Genomic DNA, 17,800 nt, shown 5'->3' on the forward strand with positions numbered 1-17,800 from the left:
CTCCCACGGGAGAGGGAGAAAAACACTACTTCGCTTTAACCTTCCCTGCCACCAGCAGCGCCGTCAGCAGCATCAGCGTACCGGAAATCACCAGCGGTGACGTCAGCCCCAGATGGTCGAGCGCCACGCCGCCAATGGCCGCACCGCAGGTGTTTGCCAGCTGGATCACCGCCACCTGAATCGACCCGGCTTTTTCCGCCTGATCGGCAAGCGAGCGGGTGATCCACGTCGACCAGCCCACCGGCACCAGCGCGAAGGCAAAGCCCCAGATAATCGCAATCGCCGACGCGACCCACTTATCGCTGCCCCACAGCACCAGCACCGTGGCGCTCACTGCCAGCACCAGCGGCGCACCCGCCAGCGCCGCCTTCAGGGAGCGCTTCAGGAACTGTGACGACAGCGACGTGCCGACAAAGCTGGCGATACCGAAGCTCAGGAGCACCAGCGTCAGGCCGTCGACGTCAAAGCCCGCCATGGTCATATACACCGGGCGTATATAGGTGAAGAAGGCAAACTGCCCGGCAAAGGACATAAAGATAGCGGTCATCCCTGCCAGCACGCCGGGGCGCTTCAGCAGGCTGAACATGTTCTGCTTATGATGCGCCGCTTCACCCGGCAGGGACGGCAGCGCCTTCCACACCCAGATAATGCAGAGCAGGCCCATCACCGCCGCCGCGTTGAAGACGTTACGCCAGCCGATGATCCCGCCCAGGAAACTGCCCAGCGGCGCGGCAATCACCAGCGCGATAGAAACCGCACCGAAGATAACGGAAAGCGCTTTTGGCACCGTGCGCGCGGGCACCAGTCGCATGGTGAGCGAGGCCGACATCGCCCAGAAGCCGCCTAATCCCAGCCCCAGACAGGCGCGCCCGAGCAGCAGCAGGGTGAAGCTTTCCGCGAAGGAGACCAGCAGGCAGGAGAGCGTCAGTAGCACGCTGAACAGGATGACCACTTTACGGCGGTCGATGGTGCCAATCACCTGGGTGATAAACAGGCTGGCGAACATCGCCACGAAGGCGGTGACGGTAACGGACTGACCCGCCACGCCCTCGGAAATGCCCAGATCCTGCGCCATCGGCGTCAGGAGGCTGACCGGCAGAAACTCAACGGTAATCAGGCAGGCGACGCAGAACGCCACGGCGAAGACGGCCGACCAGTTGGGGCGTGAAACCTCGTTGGTCTGCGGTCTGGTCGTGGGCTGGATATGTTCTGTCATGGCATCACCTGAAGATAAAAACGTGCGGAAAAGTCGCGCAGTTTATCATCAAAAGTGTGACGAATTTAACGTTTAGACAACTTTTGTCGTTTTTACAGGGGATCAGTGCAGGTAAAACACACCCTCTTCCGGCAGGAAGAGCTGGTTATAGCGCAGCTGGAAGGCGTTCAGCTCCTGCGGATCGGGTTCCATCTCGCGCATAAAGCCAAGCGCGAGACGAATTTGTGCATCGGTGATAGGCGCAGCCAGGCGGGCTTTACGCAGCAGGCGGTGCCACGTGTGCAGGTTCTCTTCACTACCGTCGACAATGCAGACCTGCCAGATGAGCAGCACCTGCGCCGCGTTTTGCAGATGCGCTTCGTCCGGGCGCTCAAGGTAGCGGATAAACTCATTGCCCGACGTTTTACCAAACTGATCGATCATCGACTCAACCGGCATCGGGGTGATGCCCAGACGCTCGCTTAAACGTTTGATGGCGCGGCGGGAATCTGAGGTCAGGACGCGAAATCCCACCACAAACACCACGGCAAGCGTTGCCAGCATTATCCAGACCATGCGTTCTCCTTAGACTAGCCGCTCATCATAGCGGGAAACGCACGGCGTCGACAGCGGGTAGAAGCATAATAGTGAATGGAAAAGCGCTGGAAAAAGGGCAGGAAAGACGTTTTAGTTTTTATGGGGACGATTATATATACACGGTGTATGGTCAATGCCTGGCGGTAACGAATCTTCACTTCAGGGAAAGAGCGAACATGTCCATAACAATCAGTGTCCTGCTGGAGAACAGACCTAATCCCGGCGCTAAAAATTTACTGCGAGCTAAAGCAGGACTCAGCCTGTTTATACAGGATGAAAATGATTCCATTCTGTTTGATACCGGTCCGGATGATAGCTTCATACATAACGCAGCTCTGATGGGAGTCGATTTGACCCGCCTGACCGCAGCTGTACTTTCTCACGGGCACTATGACCATTGCGGCGGCGTTCCGTGGTTACCGGATAATTGCCGGATCGTCTGCCATCCCCACGTGGCCTGCGAGCGCTACTCGGCAATACAGTTTTCAGGGTATACCGCCAGGTTAAAAAAGTTGTCGCTGAAAAATGATTATTCACGCTATCGCATGGAGTACAGCAGCACCCCGCTCCAGATTGGGAAGCGCTTTATATGGTCAGGGGAGATCCCTGTCGCCAAACCGCACGCATACGGTGTTATCGGTAGTAAAAATGCGAATGTGGATTATGTGAAAGATGAAGGGGTTCTAATTTATAAATCTGACCGTGGCCTGGTCATTTTTATCGGCTGTGGGCACCGAGGTCTGATCGATATTGTGCGTCACTGTCAGAGAATAACCGGCATCAACCATATTCATGCAATTTTCGGTGGTTTCCATCTTCGCTGTGCGTCACCGCGTAAGCTCTGGGCACTCAGGCAGTTTCTGCACGGCCTACAACCCGACAAAATAATGGGCTGCCATTGTACGGGTAAATGGGGCAATTTGTGGTTGCCGGACGCGGTTACCCCGGCAACAGGGGATATTTTTGTTCTGGGGTAGGTCTTAACTCAGCTAATAAAAAAGCCCGGCATCACACACCGGGCAAAGAAGTTACCTGCACACTCAGGCTGTTTTTAATTTCTGCGCACGATTCTCACGGCGAATTTTACGTTCTTCCAGCACGGCAACCATCGCCATCAGAACGATACAGCCAATCGCTGCTGCATCCAGCGCCGCGAAGGTGCCCGCCCAGCCGGTGAGGCCGAAAATCGGCGTGCCGTCAGCAATCATCCCCAGACCCAGCTTGGCGAAGCTGTCGCCGATCAGGTAGGCGAAGGTGCCCTTAATCCCATCGGCGGCGCCGATCGCTTTTTTCGGGACGAAGCCCACTGCTGCCACGCCAATCAGCAACTGCGGACCAAACACCAGGAAGCCGAGCGCGAACAGTGACGCCAGGTAAACGTACTGGTTGCTGGCGTGCTGGTAGACGCCGAGCGTGGCGATAATCAGTGCCAGCGCGACGCAGGCCACCAGCGCGCGACGGCCGTTGGCGAGGTCGGAGAGCCAGCCCCACAGCAGGGTACCAACCAGCGCGCCCACTTCGAACAGGGTGAAGCCCTGAATCGCCACCTCTTTAGAGAGCTTCAGCTCCTGGAAGGCGTACACGGTGGACCACTGGTCGATGCCGATACGCACGACGTAGAGGAAGATGTTCGAGAAGCACAGCAGCCAGATCACTTTGTTTTTCAGCACGTACTCAACAAAGATCTGCCATTTGGACATCTCGTTTTCTTCGGTCTCTTTGTCCTCTTCGCTGATCTCCTCGCCGAACAGCTCTTCGGCTTTGCCGAGGCCGTACGATTCCGGGGAGTCACTACCGTAGCGCAGGCCGATAAAGCCGACAATCAGGGCGATAATCGACGGGAAGATAAACATCCCGATCACGTGGCCGTCGAACAGGTAGTTAGCGCCAAACAGCGCCACGCCAGCCGCACCGGCACCGCCGAGGTTGTGGGAGATGTTCCACATGCCGAGGTACGAACCACGCTTGCGGCGCGGGGTCCATTTGGTGATGGTGGAGTAGCTGCACGACCCGCCGGTACTCTGGAAGAAACCGCTCAGGGCGTAGAAGGCAATCATCAGGAACAGGCTAACGGACCCTGCGCCCATGCTGGCGCTGAAGCCGAGCATACAGATGGCGGAGAGGATCAGCATAAACGGCAGGAACTGCTTGGTGTTTTTGCCGTCCGCGTAGTAGGAAACAACGGTTTTACCCACGCCGTAGGTGATGGAGAAGCCCAGGCCAATCATCCCCAGCTGCGTCATGCTCAGCCCGTAGGTGGAGATCATGTCGTTCTGCGCGATGTTAAAGTTTTTGCGGATCAGGTACATGGTCAGGTAGCCGATGAAGACCACCAGATAAGACTGCATGAACGGTTTGAACCACATTTTGCGCCGCACGTCGAGCGGCAGATCCAGGGTCGGCTTGCGCACCTGGTTTAAGAAGGCCAGCATGGTTGGTTTACTCCTGAGCTGATTTTTGCAGCATTGTAAAAACCAGCCGGGAGAGATGCCTGAGACAGCGTCCAGGTGAAACCGGGAAAATTTCTTAGTTTTGCGCCACTCGGCAGCAAAAGGTGAGGCGCGTCACGCTTCGCGCGGCGCCTGCGCGTTCAAAAACGGCAGCAGCAGCAGGGCGGAGATCCCCGCCGCGATGGCGATCACCGCGAAGAATCCGCTCCAGTGCCAGATGTCGATCACCCGCGCCAGCGGCCAGCCGGAGAGCGATGCGCCAAGGTAGGCAAACAACCCGACAAAGCCCGTCGCCGCACCTGCCGCCTCTTTGTGCGAGCACTCTGCCGCCGCCATGCCGATCAGCATCTGCGGGCCAAACACGAAGAAGCCGGTAGTGAAGAAGCACGCCGCCTGCATCACGTAGCTGGCGAACGGCATCAGCCACAGCGAGCCGACGGAGAGCAAAATCCCGGCGGCGAATATCAGGTTCATCGGGCCGCGGTTGCCGTTGAACAGCTTGTCCGAGCCCCAGCCCGCCACCAGCGCGCCGATAAACCCGCCCAGTTCGAACATCGTCACCGCCGAGTTGGCGGTCACCAGGTCCACGCCGAGCGTCTCGGACATGTACAGATTGCCCCAGTCGTTGATGGCCGCACGCACCACGTAAACCAGTACGTAGCAGAGCGACAGCAGCCAGATATACGGGTTTTTCAGCACATATTTGGTGAGGATCTCTTTGCGCGTCAGCCCCGCCCCCTCCTGCTGTTGCGCCATTTCCATCTCGTCGTGCCGCCAGTCGCCCACCGCGGGCAAGCCAATGGTTTGCGGCCTGTCGCGCAGGCGCCAGCAGAGGAACAGCCCGGCGAGAATGGCAAGCCCGCCGGCAATCATCATCCCCGCGCGCCAGCCGTAGTGCAGCGCTGCGGCACCGACCACCATCGGGATCAGCGCCCCGCCGACATTATGCGCGGTGTTCCAGATTGCCCACCAGCCGCCGCGCTCGTTGCGCGAATACCAGGCGGTGAGCAGGCGGGCGCAGACCGGCGCGCCCCAGCCCTGGAAAAAGGCGTTCAGTGCCCACAGCAGGGCGAAGGCCCACAGCGAAGTGGAGAAGCCAAACAGAATGTTGACCACGCCGGTGGCGATCAGCCCAACGCCCATAAAATAGCGCGCGTTAGAGCGGTCGCTGACGATGCCGGAGAAGAACTTCGACAGGCCGTAGGTGATGTAAAACAGCGTCGCCAGCAGGCCGATATCGGTGCGCGTCATCACGCCGCTGGCGAGGATCTCCGGCGCGGCGGCGTTGAAGCTTTTGCGGGTAAAGTAGAAGAGCGCGTAGCCGAGCCAGATAGCGATCAGAACATGGCGACGCCAGTAGCGGTAGCGGGCGTCGATTTCCGCTTTGTTACCTATCGGTGCGGCGTTCGCGGGGGTCTTAAACATGGTGGCTCCTTAGCGGCAGGCTGACGCTGACGCGCGTCCCGTGGGTGCAGGAGAGGTTCAGCGTGCCGCCGAGCGCCTTCACGCGCTCGCGCATGCCCGCCAGGCCAAAGCCCTGCTGGCCGGAGCCCGGCGGCAGGCCGCAGCCGTCGTCTTCAATTACCAGCATCAGACGTTCGTCCTGCTCCCAGCCCTGTATCGTGACCGCGCTGGCACTGGCGTGTTTGACGATATTGTTCAGCCCCTCCTGACAGACGCGGAACAGCGTCACGCGCTGGCCTTCGCTCAGGACAGATTCGTTAATTCGCCAGTCGAGATGGCTGACAATGCCGCGGCTTTCCAGCTCCATCTCGCGCATCAGGGAACGCACCGCCTGCTCCAGCGACAGGTCGTCGAGCTGGCGCGGACGCAGCCTGCCGAGGAGACGTCGCACCGAGTCATACACGCCCAGCGAAAGCTGCTCGATATGCGCTCCGCCCTGCTTCACGCCCGCGTTTTCCGCCGCCAGACGCTGGACAATGCCCGCCTGGGTGCGGATGGCGGTGATCGTCTGGCCGATATCATCGTGCAGCTCGCGGGCGACCTCCTGCCGCACGCTCTCTTCGGTCTCCAGCAGGCGTTCAGCCAGACGCCGGTTGCGCGCCAGCTCGGTTTGCAGGGACTGGTTCAGCTCGCGTAGGCGCTGAATGCCCGCGCCGAGCAGCAGCCCGGTCAGGCTCTGGGCCAGCAGCGAGAGCAGCAGATCCACAGGATGGTCGTGCCAGGTCTGGCTGGCAATCAGCGCGATGGCGTTCATTAGGGTGGCGATCAGCGCCCCCTGCCAGCCGTAGTGCCAGGCCAGGGCGATAATCGGCAGCGCAAGGCAAAACGGGGTAAAGCGTGAAAGCTCGGCAGGTAGACCCAGTTGAAGCCAGAGGCTCACCACGAACAGCAGCAGATACCAGATGAGGTGCCGGGCGCGCCAGTTCACCGGTTGGGAAACCAGCGCCGGGCCGAGCGGTTGCCAGACGGTACTGGTGAGGTAATGCCAGATAACGAGGCAGGTCGGCGCGAGGGTCAGGCCGCCGGTGAGGGTCAGCAGCAGCGCGTTGAGCATCTCCTTATCACCCGCCCACGGCAGGGACTGCAGCAGCGCGGCGGCAATCAGCGCCGCCCCCTGTCGCAGCAGCGTGCGCCAGTCGCGCTGGTGACGGTAGCGGGAAATGAGGGCAACAGGGAGCAGCGTGAGCAGGCTTCCGGTCATCAATAATGGCAGGTGCACCAGAGCGACTTCCTGCGCCAGCCAGACCAGCAGCAGCCACTCCGCGCCCAGCAAAACCGGCCAGTATCCGCGCGGGCACTGGAGCATGAGCCCCAGTCGCAGGCCGAAGGGAAACAGCAGCACCGCCAGCTCGGGGCGTTCCACCAGGTGCAGGCTGATGCTCCATAAGCAGAACCATGCGGCGGAGAAGATAAAAAAGCTGGCAACGACGGCGATCAGCCGCGAAAAGACGGGACTCATTGCCAGCTGTCGAACATGCGGCGCGCCAGCTCGACGTCGTTGCTGACGTTAAGTTTTTCCATCAGGTTGGCGCGGTGAACGTGTACGGTTTTCGGGGACAGTTCCAGCTCGGCGGCAATCTCTTTTACCGACATTCCCTGCGCGAGTTTTTCCGCAACCTGGCGCTCGCGTCTGGTGAGCGGATCCTGCCTTCCGGCCGCCAGCTTGATGGCGATATCCGGCGTTAAATAGCAGCCGCCGGTGGAGACGGTGCGCACCGCGGCGATCAGTTCGTCCGGGCTACAGCGTTTGGAGAGAAACCCGCGCGCGCCCGCGTTGAGCGCCTGCTCGACCAGCGCCGGGCTGTCGTGGACAGACAGCATAATCGTCGACATTCCTTTCGGCAGCTGGCTTAGCAGCTCCAGCCCGGAGAGATCCGGCATCGAGATGTCGCAGATACAGACCTGCACCCCGCGCCCCGGCAGGCCCGCCAGCGCCTCGCGACCGGAGCCAAACTCGGCCACGACCTGGAAATCTGGTTCGAGGTTGAGAAGCTGGGCAAAGCCAGAGCGGACGATAAGGTGGTCGTCGATAAGGGCGATGGTGGTCATGTGTCTTCCTGCGGTCTGAAAACGCCGGATGGCGCTGCGCTTATCCGGCCTACAAGAGCGAAAGACGCTTACCTTAAGCGATCTATTCGAAAAACACCGCAATTTTGTTAAACATGGTGGGATCGGACTGGTTACGCGCCACGTTGGTGACATCTTCCAGCTTGTCGATCTGCGCCATCATCTGCTCCAGACGCTGGTCATCGTTGACCAGTAGCCAGATGCGGCTGTGCTCGCTGCCCTGAATCGGCAGACAGAGAATGCCTTCCACGTTAAACGCACGGCGAGCAAAGAGCCCGCAGACGTGGGTCATGACGCCAGGGTGGTTGCGGACGGTGAGTTCCAGAATGACGTTATCATGTTGTTTCTGCATGGCTTATTCTCCCACCATCTCAGTATTTGCCGCACCCGGCGGCACCATCGGATACACTTTTTGTTCAGGGTCGATACGCACGTGGATCAGCGCCGGGCCAGGGCGAGAAATCGCCGCCTGCAGCGCCGCGTGGGCATCCTCTTCGGCGTTCAGATCGCAGGTGTGCAGGCCAAAACCGGCGGCAATCTGCATAAAGTTAATCATTCCCGGGTAGGTCGCCGCAAACACGCCCTGCTTGTAGAACAGGCTCTGCTGCTGATGCACCAGCCCCAGCGCCTCGTTATTCATCAGGATGATTTTCACGTCTAACTGGTTTTCGGCCGCGGTCGCCATCTCCTGAATGTTCATCATCAGGCTGCCGTCGCCGGAGAAGCAGATGACCTTGCGGTCCGGATTCGCCAGCGCCGCACCTACTGCTGCAGGCAGACCAAAGCCCATGGTGCCGAGGCCGCCGGAGGTCAGCCACTGGCGCGGACGGTTCAGCGGGTAGGCCTGAGCGGTCCACATCTGATGCTGGCCCACGTCGGTGGTGATAATCGCGCTGTCGTCCACGCAGGCGGCAACGGCGTTGATAAGACCATAGTGGCTCAGCGGATCGCCTTCGGTTGGGATGGAGCCCGGGAACTCGCGCTGCAGATCCGCCACCAGCTGGCGCCAGTCGGCGCGGTCGGCTGCGTCCGTCTGCGGGATCAACTCCGCCAGCACTTCCGCCACGTCCCCCTGAATCGCCACGTGCGGCTGCTTGATTTTACCCAGCTCGGCGCGGTCGATATCCACGTGAATGATTTTCGCGTTCGGGCAGAACTGCTCGGTTTTGCCAATCGCCCGGTCATCAAAACGCGCGCCCATCACAATCAGCAAATCCGCCTCTTGCAGGATGTAGTTGGTGCTGCGCGCGCCGTGCATGCCCAACATCCCCAGGGACAGCGGGTGCGCTTTTGGCAGCATGCCGAGCGCCATCAGGGTCATGGTGGTCGGCAGGTTGGCTTTTTCCGCAAACTCACGGATTTCATCCGCAGCGTTAATCGCCCCGCCGCCCAGATAGAGCACCGGACGTTTAGCGGCGTTGATCATGGCGGCAGCATCGCGCACGCTCTCCGCGCTGAATGCTGGCGCGGGGGCACGGTCGCCCGGCTCCGGCAGCACGTCGATCTCGATCTCTGCGGTCTGGACATCCTTAGGAATGTCTATCCACACCGGGCCCGGGCGGCCGGACTGCGCAATGCGGAACGCATCGCTGATAACCTGAGGAAGTTCGCTGATATCGCGAACTAAATAGTTATGTTTGGTGATGGGGATAGAGATGCCGTAGGTATCCACTTCCTGGAACGCATCGGTGCCGATCATCGAGGACGGCACCTGGCCGGTAATGCAGATCAGCGGAATGGAGTCGAGGCGCGCGTCGGCGATAGCGGTCACCAGGTTGGTTGCGCCCGGCCCGCTGCAGGCCATACAGACCGCCGGTTTACCCTGGGTACGCGCCATGCCCTGAGCGATAAAGCCTGCCCCCTGCTCGTGACGTGCCAGGACGTGGCGGATCTGCGTGCTTTGGCTTAACGCATCGTACAGCGGCAGCACCGTGCCGCCGGGGATGCCCGCAACCGTGGTGATGCCCTGTCGCTCCAGCAGATGAACGATCAGCTGCGCGCCAGTAAAACGCGTCTTGTTGGATGTTGTGCCCGAACTTGCCATGCTCCAGTCCTTTTCTTCTGGGCCGACTTTCCGGGGAGGCTCTTAAACGAAAAACCCCGCCCGGTTTGCGCCGGCGGGGTTTTGGATTCGTGTGTTGATCCAGTCCCTACGGCGCATTGCCGACGACCACCACCACACGCACGACGACCACTGCGGCTGGTTGCGCAGTTTTTAGTAGGGTCGAAGTGAAGATGGATGAAGTCATTGGGGACCTGTGTTTGGAATCATTGATTGAATTTATACAAACACAGGTTTTCGGGCGTGACAATGGAAATATTTTCATCTGCGCAAAAATGCGTCAGGGATCACGTTTCGTTTGTTGGGTGGTGACACTCAAAAAGTCGACTTTGACTCACTCAATAAACAGCGCAGGTGATACCCCAAATCTGGCCGCCAGCTTTTTAATATGGTTCAGCGTAAGCTGTCTCTGACCATTCAGAACCCGTGAAACCATCGATTTACTGCCAATTTCATCCTGAAAATCCGATATCGTCAGGTTGTACTGATCCATTAAGGTTCTTAAAACCGCAACACCGACGGGAACGGACTCCATCTCCTTGCGTAATGCGACTATCTCTGGCCGGTTGGCTTCGTAACGGCTAATCCTGGCGCACACAATATCCAGCAAGGGGCTATCGGGCTCGTTCATGAGCAGATACTCAACCAGCTCAAGCGCATCTTTATAATCTTTCTCGCTCGGCTGTTCACCCAGTAAAGGAACAGCCGCAACAAGGGCATGCGTAGCTTTCATTGCATCAGCGACGATCATCATTTCTTCCCCTTAGTGCGATGTTTCTCCGTAAAACGGTCATATTCCTTATGAGTAAAAACATGGCGCACATAAAACTTTTGGCTTTCAAAGAAGATGAGAGCCACTACTCTGAGATTGTTGTTTGCAATATCAATAACATAATGCTTATCCAGATACTTAAAGTTATCCAGCGTCGGAAACAGTTTTTTCAGCGCAGCAGGTGTCGGGCAATGGCTCTTTTCGATGGTGCGGCCTAAAAACAGGAGCTCTTCCTTGTGCTGCGGAAACTGAGTTACCGCATCATAAATTGCCTTCATAGAGATTAAATGCATACTGCATGCCTGCCGCGTCCGTTGCCATTATGGCAACAATACCATGCATTGCCAATGTGTCAACAAACATCGTTGCGCCATCTAACATCTGAAAACAAAAAACCCCGCCGGAGCGAGGTTTTTATCAGGGTTTTGCGGTTGGTCGCCGCAGAACACACTGTGTTACGTCAACGCAAAAAGTATACGCGATCGAAGACGAACGCGCAATTCCGGCACGGATTTTGACGTTTTTGAGTATGGATCGCCTTTCGATTTTTGTCCAAAAAATACTGTTCATACATACAGTATTTATCTATACTGAGGGTGTTCGCAGTGAGCGAGGGGGCCGCAGTTCTACCGGCGCAACGAAGTCCTGGCTGAAACGGGTGGTGCCGTCAGTGCCTTAACCCCTGAAGTGAGCACACTGTGTTACGTCAATCCAGGTGCTGGCAACAGGCGGCGGAAAGGTACGCCAGCATCGTGCTCCTTTTAACCAAAAGGAGACGCGTATGAGCGTAGTGGATATGGTGATACTTATCCTCAAACTCATTGTTGCTGTACTGCAACTGCTTGATGCTGTCCTGAAATTCCTTCGGTAATTCAGGTTCAAGTCGCACCTGAGAGGGGCGGGCAACCGCCCCTCTTTAATAACGAGGGAATGCTATGTCGCGTCTGTTAATTGAGCCTGTCACACCGGATGAGCCGGGGTATATCGCCCTGAAGGCGGAAAGTATTGCACTGAATTTTAACATGCTGCGCAGGCTCGAAGAGAGCTGGCAGCGGGGTGAGAACCGCTTTAACGCGCCGGGTGAAAAGCTGTTAGGTGCGTTTCTTAACGGCAAGCTGGTGGGCGTGTGCGGCCTCAACCGCGATCCGTTCAGCCAGCAGCCGCGCGCCGGACGTATTCGCCATCTCTACGTCAGCGAGAAGTGCCGCGGGCTGGGGATTGGCAAGCAGCTTTTAACCGTCGTGATGGCCGATGCCAGCATCTGGTTTGATTTCCTCAATACCCATGCGCCGGACGCTGCCTACGGGTTTTATCGCCGGGCAGGATTTACGCTGGTCTCGGACGAACCGCGGGTAACGCACCGCCTTTTTTGTGCGGTGTAACCGGCTGGCAGCTTCAGGACGTGAATGTTACAGTTGAGTGACAATTCATCACCCGATATGCCATGACCATCACCGTATTCTGCATTTTGCTGTTCGCCGCCCTGCTGCATGCCAGCTGGAATGCCATTGTCAAAGCCGGAACGGACAAGCTCTATTCCGCGATTAGCGTCAGCGGCTCCGCCACGGTTATCGCTCTGGTCTTACTGCCGTTTTCTCCACAGCCCTCTGCCGCAAGCTGGCCGTTTTTGATTGTTTCCTGCGCCTTGCAGGTGGTGTACACCGTGCTGGTGGCAAAGACCTATCAGGTCTCCGATATGAGCCAGACCTATCCGCTGATGCGCGGCACCGCACCGCTGCTGGTGGCGCTGATCAGCGTGCTGGCGCTTGGCGATCGTCTCTCCTGGCTCGCCTGGTCCGGCATTGGGGTAATTTGCCTGTCGATTCTGGCGATGGCGATGAACGGGCGCATGCAGTCGCGCAAGGGGATCTGGCTGGCGCTGCTGAATGCCTGTTTTATCGCCGGGTATACGCTGGTGGACGGCACCGGCGTGCGGCTGTCAGACACCGCGCTGGGCTATACGCTGTGGACCTTCTTTATGAACGGCTTCTGCCTGCTCGGCTGGGCCATGCTCGCGCGTCGGCGCGAGGCGTCCGGCTACCTGCGTCTGCACTGGAAAAAGGGGTTGCTCGGCGGCGTTGGCACGATGGGCTCATATGGTCTGGCGCTGTGGGCAATGACGCAGGCACCGCTGGCGGTGGTCGCGGCGCTGCGGGAAACCTCCATACTCTTTGGCGCGCTGATCGCTTTTCTGCTTTTAAAAGAGAAGGTTGCGGGCCTGCGCATCGCGGCGGCGCTGGGCATTGCCGGCGGCGCCATTCTGCTGCGCCTGGCGTAAAGCACTGGCAACATTAGTTGCCGTTCTTGTTTACAAATCCTGCCTTTGCCGGTTTTTTCATTCACCAAGACAATGCTTAAATTGTCATCTCTCTGTGGTAGATTCCTCGCGCATTTATGGGAATGCGCAGTCACTTATTCTTCATTTTTCTCTTTTGGCAAAAGTATTCAGCGACATGAAAAAGCAACGGAACGTTAACTTATTGTTGATGCTGGTGTTACTGGTGGCCGTCGGTCAGATGGCGCAAACCATCTACATTCCGGCGATTGCCGACATGGCAAAGGAATTAAACGTCCGCGAGGGCGCGGTACAGAGCGTAATGGCAGCCTATCTGCTGACCTATGGCGTTTCGCAGCTCTTCTACGGCCCGCTGTCCGACCGCGTCGGACGTCGCCCGGTGATCCTGGTGGGCATGAGCATTTTCATGGTGGCGACGGTAATTGCCATTACCACCCACAGCCTGACCGTATTGATTGCCGCCAGCGCCCTGCAGGGCGTCGGGACCGGCGTCGGCGGGGTGATGGCGCGTACCTTACCGCGCGATATGTATCAGGGTACCCAGCTGCGCCATGCCAACAGCCTGTTAAACATGGGTATTCTGGTCAGCCCGCTGCTGGCCCCGCTGATCGGCGGCCTGCTGGACACGATGTGGTCCTGGCGCGCCTGCTACGCCTTCCTGCTGGTGCTCTGCGTGATTGTCACCTTCAGCATGGCGCGCTGGATGCCGGAAACGCGCCCGCAGGATGCGCCGCGCACGAAGCTTATCACCAGCTATAAAACGCTGTTCGGCAACGGCGCGTTTACCTGCTATCTGCTGATGCTGATCGGCGGCCTGGCGGGCATTGCGGTGTTCGAAGCCTGTTCCGGCGTGCTGTTGGGCGCGGGGCTGGGCCTGAGCAGCATGGTGGTGAGCATTCTGTTTATTCTGCCGATCCCGGCGGCGTTCTTCGGCGCGTGGTTTGCCGGGCGACCAAACAAACGCTTCTCCACCCTGATGTGGCAGTCGGTGATCAGCTGTCTGCTGGCGGGTCTGATGATGTGGATCCCGGGGCTGTTTGACGTGATGTCGGTCTGGACGCTGCTCATCCCGGCAGCGCTGTTCTTCTTCGGCGCGGGGATGCTGTTCCCGCTCGCCACCAGCGGCGCGATGGAGCCGTTCCCGTTCCTCGCAGGTACGGCGGGCGCGCTGGTGGGCGGCTTGCAGAATATCGGCTCCGGCGCGCTGGCCTGGCTCTCGGCGATGATGCCGCAGACCGGGCAGGCTAGTTTGGGCCTGCTGATGACGCTGATGGGGCTGCTGATTTTACTGTGCTGGCTGCCGCTGGCGTCGCGTGTCCCGCATCACGAGCAGCCGGTTTAACCGCATGATGGCCCGGCTTCTCGCCGGGCTTTTCACAGACAGGGGCGATCATCGCCTGTAATAACGGCTCTGGCGCTGGCCGCCAGGCGCCCTCTTCTCCGTCGTAAAACTGGAAATCCGCGTTAAGCGCATACGGGATTTTCGCCTTTTGCAGCTCGCAGGCCATAAAGGTGGCGAAGGCCAGCTGCGAAGCGGTTGGCGTAAAGCGGCTTGATTCTCCCACGCCCCAGCCCCCGACCCAGCTAACGTGCCCGGTTTTTTGCTGCCAGTGCAGCGCGGCGTTGATGCGGTTATGGATAGCCGCTTTCTCCGCCGCCGTGCCGGACGTCCACGGGTATTTACCGCTATTTTTCAGCGGCCCCCACGGGAAAATATGCCACTCCGCCAGCAGGTAGTTCTGGCTGTGCGCAGGCAGCTTCAGACTGGATAAATCCTCCGGCGCGGCACGCAGGCGCGGCGCAATAAAGATCATGCGCTGCGGGTCCATGTCGTGGATCGCTTTAATGGTTTTTTCATACACGCGGTTTAGCGACGCGAGGTTGTGGTTAAGCTTGTCGGCTGGCTCATAAATGAGATCAAAACCCAGCAGCGGGTAGCTCTGACCGAAATAGTGCGCAACGGCAATCCACCAGTTGATCGTCTCTTTTTCGTTGTCGGCTTTTGGGTCGTTTTTATATTCATCAGCCTGATAAGCGATTATCGGGATCACGCCATACTGCTCGCAGGCTTCCACCAGCTTGCGCAGGTGAATCAGCCGCGCTTCCGTCGGCTCATCGGCCACGCGGATGCGCACGTGAGTAATGCCTTTTGCACGAAAATCGCGAACCACCAGCGGGTCGAATTCGCGTATGCCGCGCTCGGTGCGCGCCCAGTCCACATCCATCCCGACGCCAAGCTGCTGCGCATAATGGGCAGCCGTCAGCGACGGCTCAGCGGCAATCGCCCAGCCGGAAGAGATCAGTAATGCAGAGACAATAAAAGGCTTTAACACGGTTTACCCTGGATAAATCGAAAGCATTACCTGTATTTAGCACGCTTTTTCATATTTGGTGTAGAGCGAAAGCGTAATAATTCTTCAACCTGCCAGTTCTCTCAGCCAGCCGATAAAGGCGTCAATTTTCGGCCACTGACGGCCAGAAAGCGTCGAAATATAGTAGTGCTGATGGCATTTCAGGGTCTTTTCGCCAAACGGGGCGATCAGCTCGCCTCGTTCCAGCCGTTTCTGCACAAGCCGCTTTCTCCCCATCGCAACGCCGACGTGGTTGATGGCAGCAATAATCGCCAAATCAGAACGATCGAAACCAATACCAGACGATGGCGGCATGTTCACCGCAAAGTGCTGCGCCCAGCTCAGCCACTCATCCGTACCGGAATCATTGCTCCAGGCCTGACGGTCATGCAGCAGCGTGCAGTGGCTGAGGTTATCGGGGTTTTTCAACAGTTCATGCTCACGGGCATATTGTGGTGAACAGACGGGCAAAATTTCCTCGTCCATCAGGAAGTGATGAGAGAGATGGTTAGGCGGCGTATCGTCGAAATAAAGCGCCAGATCGATACCCGTTCGCTGCATATTGACGTAATCATTGCCGGTCAGGATGGTGAGCGAAATCGACGGGTAGCGACGGGTAAAATCACCCAGCATGGGCACCAGCCAGCACTGGGCGATCGACGGCCGGGAGTAGACTGTCAGCGTACCGGACAGCGCCTGATTTTTGATATCCAGGATCTCCTGATTCAGGGTGTCGAGGGACGATTTTAGCGTCCAGTAGACGCGCTTTCCCTCCTGCGTCAGCTCGACTTTACGGTGCGAGCGGACGAACAGCTGAATGCCCAGCTCCTCTTCCAGCAGGTTGATGCGGTGGCTCACCGCGCTGGGGCTAAGCGACAGTTCCTCCGCCGCCAGCGCGAAGGACTCATGCCGGGCGGCCACTTCAAAGGTGTACATTTTCGACAGCTGCCAGCCGTTTAACAGCCGGTTTCTGGCTTCACTTGCATCGGTCATCACAATTCTCACGCGTGGTTTCTGCGCTCAGCATACCGTTTAAGGGTGAATTAATGTGAACCTAATACGAATTAAGTGCGCTTTTTAGAGCGCAGTCACTCAGTTGATCCAATCTGGCTCACCTGAACGCCAATTTATATCGTTTGTCAGCCCACGCCGATTTTTCGTCCAATACCCTCAGATGACATAAGGGTGAGGTGAGATATGGGATCTCAGGTCTGGGTTGTGGCAACGCTGCTGGTCAGCATTGTGTTGATTGTTTTAACCATCGTAAAACTGAAGTTTCACCCGTTCCTCGCGCTGCTGCTGGCGAGCTTTTTCGTCGGCGCGATGATGGGGATGAGCCCGCTGGATATGGTGAACGCCATTGAGAGCGGGATTGGCGGCACGCTGGGCTTCCTGGCGGCAGTGATTGGTCTGGGTACCATTCTCGGCAAGATGATGGAGGTTTCCGGCGCGGCCGAGCGCATCGGGATCGCCCTGCAGCGCTGCCGCTGGCTGTCAGCAGACGTGATTATGGTGCTGGTGGGCCTGATCTGCGGCATCACGCTGTTCGTGGAAGTGGGCGTGGTCCTGCTCATCCCGCTGGCGTTTTCCATCGCCAAAAAGACCCACACATCGCTGCTCAAGCTGGCTATTCCGCTCTGTACCGCGCTGATGGCGGTGCACTGCGTGGTGCCGCCGCATCCTGCTGCCCTGTTTGTGACCAATAAATTAGGTGCGGACGTCGGGACGGTCATTGTCTACGGTTTGATGGTAGGCCTGATGGCCTCGCTGGTCGGTGGCCCGCTGTTCCTGAAACTGCTCGGCAATCGTCTGCCGTTTAAACCGGTTCCGGCGGAATTTTCAGACCTGAAGGTGCGGGAAGAGCACACCCTGCCATCGCTGGGCGCCACGCTGTTCACGGTGCTGCTGCCGATTGCCCTGATGCTAGTGAAGACCATCGCCGAGCTGAATATGGCAAAAGAAGGCACGCTGTATACGCTGCTGGAATTTATCGGCAACCCGATCACCGCCATGTTTATCGCCGTGTTTGTCGCTTATTACCTGCTGGGGATCCGCCAGCATATGAGCATGGGCGCGATGCTGACGCACACAGAGCACGGCTTCGGCTCTATCGCCAACATTTTGCTGATTATCGGCGCGGGCGGCGCGTTTAACGCCATCCTGAAAACCAGCGGGCTGGCGGACTCACTGGCGCATATTCTCTCGAACCTGCACATGCATCCTATCCTGCTTGCCTGGCTGGTGGCGCTGGTGCTGCATGCCGCCGTCGGCTCCGCCACGGTCGCGATGATGGGGGCGACGGCGATAGTCGCGCCGATGCTGCCGCTCTACCCGAACGTCAGCCCGGAGATCATCACCATTGCCATCGGTTCCGGCGCCATTGGCTGCACGATCGTGACCGATTCCCTCTTCTGGCTGGTGAAGCAGTACTGCGGCGCGACCCTGAATGAGACCTTCAAATACTATACGACGGCGACGTTTATCGCCTCGGTGCTTGCACTTGGCAGCACATTCCTGCTTTCCTTCATTATCTGAGCGCGAAGAGA

19 protein-coding genes are annotated in these 17,800 nt (G+C 58.3%); 6 read left to right on the plus strand and 13 right to left on the minus strand.

The window, feature by feature from the left end:
* Positions 1 to 25 precede the first annotated feature (25 nt).
* A complete protein-coding gene (gene nepI / locus AC0TNG_RS00780) occupies positions 26 to 1,216 on the minus strand; it encodes a purine ribonucleoside efflux pump NepI (RefSeq protein WP_473712613.1) in 1,191 nt (396 codons plus the stop codon).
* Positions 1,217 to 1,318: 102 nt separating this feature from the next.
* Positions 1,319 to 1,771: a DUF1198 domain-containing protein gene (locus AC0TNG_RS00785; protein WP_024907368.1), complete on the minus strand. Its 453-nt coding sequence runs from the start codon at positions 1,769 to 1,771 to the stop codon at positions 1,319 to 1,321.
* Positions 1,772 to 1,968: 197 nt separating this feature from the next.
* Between AC0TNG_RS00785 and AC0TNG_RS00790 the strand changes: the two genes are divergently transcribed.
* The gene (locus AC0TNG_RS00790) at positions 1,969 to 2,769 is read left to right on the plus strand and encodes an MBL fold metallo-hydrolase (RefSeq protein WP_463727245.1); all 801 of its coding nucleotides are present in this window, start codon (positions 1,969 to 1,971) and stop codon (positions 2,767 to 2,769) included.
* A gap of 63 nt (positions 2,770 to 2,832) precedes the next feature.
* On the opposite strand, the gene uhpT is transcribed toward AC0TNG_RS00790, so the two are convergent.
* The 9 genes from uhpT to AC0TNG_RS00835 form a co-directional block, all read right to left on the minus strand.
* Entirely contained in the window at positions 2,833 to 4,224 is a 1,392-nt protein-coding gene (gene uhpT / locus AC0TNG_RS00795; RefSeq protein ID WP_023309834.1) for a hexose-6-phosphate:phosphate antiporter, read from the minus strand.
* A gap of 132 nt (positions 4,225 to 4,356) precedes the next feature.
* Entirely contained in the window at positions 4,357 to 5,667 is a 1,311-nt protein-coding gene (gene uhpC / locus AC0TNG_RS00800) for an MFS transporter family glucose-6-phosphate receptor UhpC (protein WP_473712614.1), read from the minus strand.
* Complete coding sequence (gene uhpB / locus AC0TNG_RS00805) at positions 5,660 to 7,165, minus strand: signal transduction histidine-protein kinase/phosphatase UhpB (RefSeq protein ID WP_061716250.1); 1,506 nt, start codon at positions 7,163 to 7,165, stop codon at positions 5,660 to 5,662. The genes uhpC and uhpB overlap by 8 nt, the downstream gene beginning before the upstream one ends.
* Positions 7,162 to 7,755 carry a transcriptional regulator UhpA gene (uhpA, locus tag AC0TNG_RS00810; protein ID WP_024907372.1) on the minus strand — a complete coding sequence of 198 codons (594 nt, stop codon included), beginning with the start codon at positions 7,753 to 7,755 and terminating at the stop codon, positions 7,162 to 7,164. The genes uhpB and uhpA overlap by 4 nt, the downstream gene beginning before the upstream one ends.
* 82 nt (positions 7,756 to 7,837) lie before the next feature.
* A complete protein-coding gene (gene ilvN, locus AC0TNG_RS00815; RefSeq protein ID WP_008500144.1) occupies positions 7,838 to 8,125 on the minus strand; it encodes an acetolactate synthase small subunit in 288 nt (95 codons plus the stop codon).
* Positions 8,126 to 8,128: 3 nt separating this feature from the next.
* Positions 8,129 to 9,817 (minus strand): acetolactate synthase large subunit, encoded by a 1,689-nt coding sequence (gene ilvB, locus AC0TNG_RS00820; RefSeq protein ID WP_370884583.1) that lies wholly within the window; start codon positions 9,815 to 9,817, stop codon positions 8,129 to 8,131.
* A gap of 106 nt (positions 9,818 to 9,923) precedes the next feature.
* On the minus strand, positions 9,924 to 10,022 hold the full coding sequence (gene ivbL, locus AC0TNG_RS00825; protein WP_057979964.1) for an ilvB operon leader peptide IvbL: 99 nt from the start codon (positions 10,020 to 10,022) through the stop codon (positions 9,924 to 9,926).
* A gap of 147 nt (positions 10,023 to 10,169) precedes the next feature.
* Complete coding sequence (locus tag AC0TNG_RS00830) at positions 10,170 to 10,589, minus strand: helix-turn-helix domain-containing protein (RefSeq protein WP_148769206.1); 420 nt, start codon at positions 10,587 to 10,589, stop codon at positions 10,170 to 10,172.
* Positions 10,586 to 10,900: a type II toxin-antitoxin system HigB family toxin gene (locus AC0TNG_RS00835; RefSeq protein WP_024907375.1), complete on the minus strand. Its 315-nt coding sequence runs from the start codon at positions 10,898 to 10,900 to the stop codon at positions 10,586 to 10,588. Before AC0TNG_RS00835 ends, AC0TNG_RS00830 begins: the two co-directional genes overlap by 4 nt.
* 488 nt (positions 10,901 to 11,388) lie before the next feature.
* Between AC0TNG_RS00835 and tisB the strand changes: the two genes are divergently transcribed.
* The 4 genes from tisB to emrD all read left to right on the plus strand — a co-directional run bounded on the left by tisB (position 11,389) and on the right by emrD (position 14,245).
* Positions 11,389 to 11,478 carry a type I toxin-antitoxin system toxin TisB gene (gene tisB, locus AC0TNG_RS00840; protein WP_023309830.1) on the plus strand — a complete coding sequence of 30 codons (90 nt, stop codon included), beginning with the start codon at positions 11,389 to 11,391 and terminating at the stop codon, positions 11,476 to 11,478.
* A 64-nt stretch (positions 11,479 to 11,542) separates the two neighbouring features.
* Positions 11,543 to 11,989: a GNAT family N-acetyltransferase gene (locus AC0TNG_RS00845; protein WP_025910712.1), complete on the plus strand. Its 447-nt coding sequence runs from the start codon at positions 11,543 to 11,545 to the stop codon at positions 11,987 to 11,989.
* A gap of 62 nt (positions 11,990 to 12,051) precedes the next feature.
* Positions 12,052 to 12,885: an EamA family transporter gene (locus tag AC0TNG_RS00850; RefSeq protein WP_024907377.1), complete on the plus strand. Its 834-nt coding sequence runs from the start codon at positions 12,052 to 12,054 to the stop codon at positions 12,883 to 12,885.
* Positions 12,886 to 13,060: 175 nt separating this feature from the next.
* Complete coding sequence (gene emrD, locus AC0TNG_RS00855) at positions 13,061 to 14,245, plus strand: multidrug efflux MFS transporter EmrD (RefSeq protein WP_032648550.1); 1,185 nt, start codon at positions 13,061 to 13,063, stop codon at positions 14,243 to 14,245.
* Here the strand turns inward: emrD and AC0TNG_RS00860 are convergent.
* Both AC0TNG_RS00860 and dsdC read right to left on the minus strand, forming a co-directional pair.
* Complete coding sequence (locus tag AC0TNG_RS00860; RefSeq protein ID WP_473712615.1) at positions 14,148 to 15,236, minus strand: cellulase family glycosylhydrolase; 1,089 nt, start codon at positions 15,234 to 15,236, stop codon at positions 14,148 to 14,150. The genes emrD and AC0TNG_RS00860 overlap by 98 nt on opposite strands.
* An 84-nt stretch (positions 15,237 to 15,320) precedes the next feature.
* Positions 15,321 to 16,247: a DNA-binding transcriptional regulator DsdC gene (gene dsdC, locus AC0TNG_RS00865; RefSeq protein WP_473712616.1), complete on the minus strand. Its 927-nt coding sequence runs from the start codon at positions 16,245 to 16,247 to the stop codon at positions 15,321 to 15,323.
* Between the two features lie 204 nt (positions 16,248 to 16,451).
* Here dsdC and dsdX point away from each other — a divergent pair, with 204 nt between their 5' ends.
* The gene (dsdX, locus tag AC0TNG_RS00870) at positions 16,452 to 17,789 is read left to right on the plus strand and encodes a D-serine transporter DsdX (protein WP_473712617.1); all 1,338 of its coding nucleotides are present in this window, start codon (positions 16,452 to 16,454) and stop codon (positions 17,787 to 17,789) included.
* The last annotated feature ends 11 nt before the right edge of the window (positions 17,790 to 17,800 follow it).

This window comes from Enterobacter sp. PL_is514 (genome assembly GCF_055816715.1).